Raw genomic sequence first — 6,476 nt, 5'->3', positions numbered from 1 at the left:
AGCTCCCTTTCTCATTTCGCAGTGCTACAATCTCCACTCAAGCCAGCCGCTGTCCAAACACGTTGTAGCTCCCTTTCTCATTTCGCAGTGCTACAATACCTCAACGGGAAACCCTTATTCTATAAGGGTTTCCCGTTTTATTTTGTCTAAAAAAATGTGCTTAAAATAATAATAGTTGGTCTGAATTTACCCTTTTTTCTTGGGTTTTCAGCTCTCCCAACAGCAGTTTCATGGTGGCATATTGTTTTTCCGTTACTTCCAAACAGCGGATTGACCCTTCTTGCGGTAGGTTTGCGCATAGTCTATTGTGGTGTTTTTGCAACGAATCACGGCCTTTGACAATACGACTGTATACAGAAAGTTGGAGCATTTGGTATCCATCTTTTAATAGAAACTGGCGGAATTGATTGGCGGCTTTGCGCTTGGCTGCCGTGGTAACAGGTAGGTCGAAGAAGACGATAATCCTCATAAATTTGGCCTCACTCATATTGGTATTCTTCCAATGGCAAGATTTCAGGCAGTTTCAGCTGTTTGGCGTTTTTATCGGTTACGCTGGCTTGAAATGAGGAAATCATTTTGTCTATGGCAGCCAAGGTGCTGAAATGGTGCCGTTCGATGCAGATTTGACAGTGAAGGGTCTTGATAAGGTTTTGTTTGATGTTAGGGGTCAGATCAGTTTTCAGACGGCTTTGTTCATGCAAATGTATAACGACCAGGTCGGCCAATGGGCGTAAGGGTTCGATAAAGTCATCGGCAAGGTTGAATGGATTTAGTTCGCTTCTATGAAACAAGCCTAATGCAGGCAACCAACCATATGAGGTCAGGGCGCGTGCAACTGCTGCACGGAGAACGGCGTAGGTGTAATTCAATGCGGCATTGACGGCATTGCTGTCATTACGGGTAAACTTTTCTCCAAAGAGGGCTTGGAAGTAGAGGGCGGCAGCTTGGGCTTCACGGTTTCCTGTATCGCCGGAACGGACTTCGACTGCCAAAGTACGCAGCCGTTTGGCTGCAAGATCATTGCCTGTTTCGTCTGCGACAAATGCTTGATTCAGGATTTTTTGGCGGACGATATGTTGCCAGAGTTGCTTTTTTAAGGGTTCGCTTATGTTCAGTTGCAGCTTGAGGATTTTAAGTTGGCGGTGATATTGGGCATAAGGCAGCCATTGTCCGCAGGGCAGGAACTGCTCATTGCAGGTTAGCAGGGTTGAGCCATGTTCGGCTAAGGCTGACAGAAGCGGGGCGGTAATCAGGGTTTCGCGGTTTTCAATGATGATAACGGCGATGTCTTCTAATGGTACGGTGTGGGACTCGCCGTTTTGTTGAATCAGCAGTTGCCGGCGTTGCAAGGATAGTTTGCCGCCGTTTTGAATGAGCAGGCTGCGCCAAGTCATGTTTTTCCCTTATTTTTATATAAAAAATCCCTGCTTCAGGCCGTCTGAAACAGGGATAGATTAATTTAACGGACAGGCGGGCGTTTTTTCAGACGGCATGGTCTGATTTCTTTGCCCAGTTCGTCGATTTGGTATTTTTGGAATGAAAGGGCGGTTTTAACACCAACACTTTGAAAAATGCCGTTTTTCCCTTTTGTACTATCCGTATCATGTGTACGAATATCAATCGCTCCAGTTGCTCTATTTAGGCTGATAAAATAGCCTAAAAATTCATTTTTCTTAGCAGTTAGTTTAATCAAATCATTGGCATAAAGTACAAACTTAAACTCAAAACTATCATCCATTACCGTCCAATCTTCTTCATCTTTTCCTTGTACAACAGCCCTATCCGGCAAAATCCCTTTCGCTACCTGCCAACTGTAAATCGGGACCAGATAATACTTGCCGCCTTTCTCAAACACATCTACGCGCACCATGGTTGCGTTGTCGGCAATACCGTTATGGTTGCGCACCCATACGCCGGTTTTCTGTACTTGCTCTACGCGTACGGCTTTTACCTGTTGGGTGCGGTTGCCTGCCTTATCGTATTTGTAAAACGGCTCGGCAAAGGCTTTGGCAGGATCGTCTTTATGTGCTTCCAAACGTGCTTTCAGTCCTTCGTATAGCTTAGGTTCGCGCTCCCGGTTGACCATTTTTTCCAAGTCTTTCAGTTTTAACTGTGTCAGCGGTACGCGCAACACGCTGATGCCTTCGTCCAGGTGTTTGGCGGATTTGACGGTCTCCATATGGCCTTGCCCGCTCATCTTCCGATTAGGCGCACGCGAAACAAACAGTGGCGTAACGTATTCGTGTACGGCTTCTGGGCGAGAAGATAATTTTTCAGCAAGCAGAGTGCGCAGTTTTTCGGGAGTATCCGCTTCTTCAAATTCGGGTTTTCCGTCCGGTTTGCCGAAGACGCGAATCATGACTTCTTGTGCGAAAAATTCCCAAGGTTGCGGGAAGTGTGTTTTTTGATGCAGCACTTCTCCTGTTTCTTTATCTATGGTTTTACCGTCAAACGCGTTCATCTCTTTATAGCGTACAAAACGGGTAATTTTCTGCTGCATGGCAACGGTCGAGCAGGCAACGACGACTGCGTCCAAGGCGTGATGGCGGTCGTTTTCCGCACGCACTTTACGCAATCCCCAAAAGCCGCGCAACAGATTGGTAATTTGCCCGTTGGATGCAAAGACACGTCTTTTCCCTTTACCTGTCAGCCGCATATGGTCGGCAACGAATTGACACAGGAAACGGTTGACGTAGCGCGTATCGTTCAGATTGCGTTCTTTAAAGCCATCTTCGTCGAATTTTTGCAGCAGAATCCGTTGTTTTTTACTGCGCGGGAAACGGCTGGTTTCGACACGCGCTTTAAATTCCTGCCATTCGCGGCTGTTGTCTTTGCCGTTGAAGTATTCGTAAGGGGTTTGGTTGCCTTTGTTCTGGTTTTCGCTGCCCAATACCAGTACTTTATTGTTGAAACTGTCGTCCCATGTGCGCGAGAACGGCAGGGCATGGTCGATTTCGACATAGCCTTTTTCGTTCAGACGGCCTAAGTTGATTTCTTTGCCCGAATACAGGCATTTACCGTGTTGTTGCTCGTACAGGCGCAGTTTCAGAATATCTTTGGATTTGGGTTCGCCGACAAAATTGGGGAAATACTCTCGGAATTTGGCGGCGGCTTTTTCACGGTCTTTTCGGTTTTCTTCTTGGCGTTTTTCGATTTCTTTGCGGTCTTTAAACGATTTGCCTACTTCCCTTGCCGTTTCAATATGGATACGGGCAGGGGAGCCGTAACGCCGAACCACGCCGTTAATGACTTTTCTGGCTTGAGATAAGGCGCGCAAGACGACTGGGTTGCGGATTTCGTCGGCAGGGATGGGCGGCAGATAAATCTCTTCTTCCGTATTTTTCTTGCCGTAATGGTCTCTGTAGATTTCGGCGCAGGCTTCATTGTAACGTTTGCCTTGCTCCATTAGCGGCACAATTCGGCGCAACGCTTTCAAGGAAATTTGGACGAACTTGTCGAAGTTGATGTGTTTCAACAGCGCTTCTAAGATTTCGGGCTGTACACGGTCTTTCAGACGGCCTGTAATGTCTTCATCGGTTTTGAACAGGGAGAATGCCGTGCCGATTTCGTCTTGTAATTCGGGAGAAAGGTTTAATGGGGATTTTTTGTCTTTCAATCCTTCTTTTTCCAGCGCACGGCTGATGGCATGGTAGGCCTTCATTTCCATCAATGTTGAGGCTTCGGCATTGTCTTTACCATAGCGCAAGCCTTTGAAAAAGGCGGTATCGTCTAGATCCAAAAGCTTACGGGCTTGTGCGTAAGTCAGTTTCTTTTTATACGGCTGATTTATAAGTATGGCGCGTTCGGTATCGGTCAATGGTCGCTCGCTGCCTTGCTCTAAAATACGCAGGTTGTTCAGCTTGGTCAGCCAGATGAAACGTTCGGCGGTGTAGGTGTTTTTAGCGGCTTTCGGCTCTGTCGGCTCAAAGGTGCAATACCCCAACATTTTTTGAACAGCATCACCAGACAGGGCAGGGCGTTGCGCCATCAGCAGGGTTTCAATATCTTCTTTAAGGCCGTCTGAAACATGAGGATTGCCGAATTCTTTTTGTTTTTCAAACAGCAAAACCAGCTCCGCCTGTAAATCTTCGCGGCTGAACGTATGCGAATAATCGCCGCGCTGGTTGCGGATATGGCCGCTTTCTTTTTCAAATTTATTTAAAGCCAATTCGGCCGGAGTGCGGAAATTGCCTGTCTGTAAGGCTTGAGTGTTACTCTTCATACCTGCACGCAAAGCCCCAAGCTCCTTATCGGCAGTTTGCTCTTCATTTTTCCGTTGCGACAAATAGCCGCGGTGTTTGATTAAATGCAACAAGACTGCCGACCACTCCAAAGGCGTCAGTTTGCGGTCTAATGCGGCTGCGCGAAGTTGCCAGGGTGTATTCGGTAAGGATTTAATCAAGCCGTTTTCATCAAAATCGGCGGCCTGTAATACGCCTTCGCGTTTCAATAGGCGGCGGGCCCGAAGCAGGCGATGGGCGCGACGGCGGGTCAGGCGGCGAACACTGCGTGCCAAGCGTCTTGCCGCTGCGAGAGAGTCACCTGTTTTCGGTACTTCTGCACGCTCAAATACGCGCACGCCCAAATCAATCAGGCGGATGGGGTTTTCTTCTTCGTCAATTTCTACCATCGCCCAGCCGACGGATGCGATGCCGATATCGAGGCCGAGGATGTAGTTGATTGGATTGGGTTTGAATGCAGCCATCAGTTTCTCCGTAATATGATGTTTGGTAAGTATAAATATATACTAGGTAAGTATTTCCATGCAAATGAAATGCTTGACTAGGTGCCGATTTGGAATTAAAATCTGTCCATATTGTTGCACTGCGAAATGAGAAACGTTGCTACAATAAGGCCGTCTGAAAAGATGTGCCGCAACGCTCTGCCCCTTAAGGCTTCTGCTTTAAGGGGCATCGTTTTGTCTCAATGACAGGGATTAAAAAGGCCGTCTGAAATTTCAGACGGCCTTTGGTGTTACCAGATATCGGATTTGATTTTGCGTTTCAAGCCTGGGTGTTCGGAGAGTTTGAACTCTGGGGCTTTGCCCATTTTCAGCTTGGCTGTGTAGTCTTTCAACAGCAGGAAGGCAAGTGGGGACAGGAGCAGGATGGCGACGAGGTTAATCCATGCCATGATGCCCATTGCCATGTCTGCCATATCCCATACCAAGGGTACGTTGGCAACTGCGCCGAAGTAGACCCATGCCAAAACCAGCATACGGAAAACGGCGGTAACCAGCCAATGGCTCTTGATGAATTGGACGTTGGACTCGGCATAGGCATAGTTGCCGATAACGGTTGAAAAGGCAAACATAAACAGGATGACAGCAAGGAAGCCCGCGCCCCATTGACCCACTTGGCTGACAATCGCTGCCTGCGTCAACGCCGCACCGCTCAGGTCGCCGTAAGGCTGCTGATAGGTCAAGACGATAAAGGCGGTGCATGAGCAGACGATGATGGTATCGACGAAAACGCCCAGCATTTGAATCATGCCTTGGGAGACGGGGTGTTTCACTTCGGCAGCGGCGGCGGCATTCGGCGCGGAACCCATACCCGCCTCATTGGAATACAGGCCGCGTTTGATACCCTGTATCATGGTGGTCGAAATCAGACCGCCGAGGAAACCGCCTGCAGCCGAATCGAAGTTGAACGCGTTGGAGAAAATCTGACCGAACACGTCAGGAATCAGGGAAATATTGGTAGCAATGATGAAGAGTGCTATGACGAGATATAAAACTGCCATCAGCGGAACGATGATTTCCGCGGCTTTGGATACGCGGCGGATACCGCCGAAGATAATCGGGGCAGTCAGAATGACTAGGGCGACACCGACATAGTGTTGATCCCAGCCCCATGCCGCTTTGGTGGTATCGGCGATGGTATTGGTCTGTACAGCTTCAAATACAAAGCCGAAACAGAAAATCAGGCTAAGGGCGAACAAAACGCCCAGCCATTTTTGTCCCAGGCCTTGAGTGATGTAGTAGGCGGGGCCGCCGCGGAAGTGGTGGTTGTCGTAGTCCCGGACTTTAAAGAGTTGGGCCAGTGAAGATTCGACAAACGCCGAACTCATGCCGATTAAGGCGGTTACCCACATCCAGAACACCGCGCCCGGTCCGCCGAGTTTGATGGCAATCGCCACGCCGGCGATGTTGCCCACGCCTACGCGGCTGGCCAAGCCGGTAACGAATGCTTGGAACGGTGTGATTCCGTGCGGATCATCACCTTGTTTGCGGCCGCCCAACATTTCTTTAATACTGCGGCCGAAGAGGCGGAATTGTACAAAACCGGTGGTAACGGTGAAAAAGAGGCCTGCGCCTAAAAGCATATATACCAACCCCGACCACATTTGGTCGTTGATGGCGTTTACCAATCCGTGAAGCTGTTCGAAAAATTGATCCATACAAACCTTTCAGAGTTTCTGCATTTTCAGACGGCCTGTGTGTGAAGGCTGTCTGTAACTGGATGTATTCTAGCAGA

General features: G+C 48.7%; 4 protein-coding genes. All 4 read right to left on the bottom strand.

The window, feature by feature from the left end; translation table 11 throughout:
* Positions 1-160: 160 nt before the first annotated feature.
* Positions 161-487: a CRISPR-associated endonuclease Cas2 gene (gene cas2, locus HMPREF2700_RS04570; protein WP_033912916.1), complete on the bottom strand. Its 327-nt coding sequence runs from the start codon at positions 485-487 to the stop codon at positions 161-163.
* Entirely contained in the window at positions 480-1,394 is a 915-nt protein-coding gene (gene cas1, locus HMPREF2700_RS04565) for a type II CRISPR-associated endonuclease Cas1 (RefSeq protein ID WP_070590564.1), read from the bottom strand. The genes cas2 and cas1 overlap by 8 nt, the downstream gene beginning before the upstream one ends.
* A gap of 65 nt (positions 1,395-1,459) precedes the next feature.
* Positions 1,460-4,705: a type II CRISPR RNA-guided endonuclease Cas9 gene (gene cas9 / locus HMPREF2700_RS04560; RefSeq protein WP_070590561.1), complete on the bottom strand. Its 3,246-nt coding sequence runs from the start codon at positions 4,703-4,705 to the stop codon at positions 1,460-1,462.
* A 269-nt stretch (positions 4,706-4,974) separates the two neighbouring features.
* On the bottom strand, positions 4,975-6,399 hold the full coding sequence (locus HMPREF2700_RS04555) for an alanine/glycine:cation symporter family protein (RefSeq protein ID WP_070590558.1): 1,425 nt from the start codon (positions 6,397-6,399) through the stop codon (positions 4,975-4,977).
* Positions 6,400-6,476: the final 77 nt, after the last annotated feature.

Source organism: Neisseria sp. HMSC068C04, from assembly GCF_001810105.1.
GTDB classification, from domain to species: Bacteria; Pseudomonadota; Gammaproteobacteria; order Burkholderiales; family Neisseriaceae; genus Neisseria; species Neisseria flavescens_B.
Note: the sequence above shows the minus strand (reverse complement) of the source record. Positions and strands in the feature narration are given on the sequence as shown.

What these genes read in the sequence shown, in the direction of transcription:
- cas9 (WP_070590561.1), bottom strand. Translation starts at nt 4,705, where the DNA reads ATGGCTGCATTCAAACCCAATCCAATCAACTACATCCTCGGCCTCGAT.
- HMPREF2700_RS04555 (WP_070590558.1), bottom strand. Translation starts at nt 6,399, where the DNA reads ATGGATCAATTTTTCGAACAGCTTCACGGATTGGTAAACGCCATCAAC.
- cas1 (WP_070590564.1), bottom strand. Translation starts at nt 1,394, where the DNA reads ATGACTTGGCGCAGCCTGCTCATTCAAAACGGCGGCAAACTATCCTTG.
- cas2 (WP_033912916.1), bottom strand. Translation starts at nt 487, where the DNA reads ATGAGTGAGGCCAAATTTATGAGGATTATCGTCTTCTTCGACCTACCT.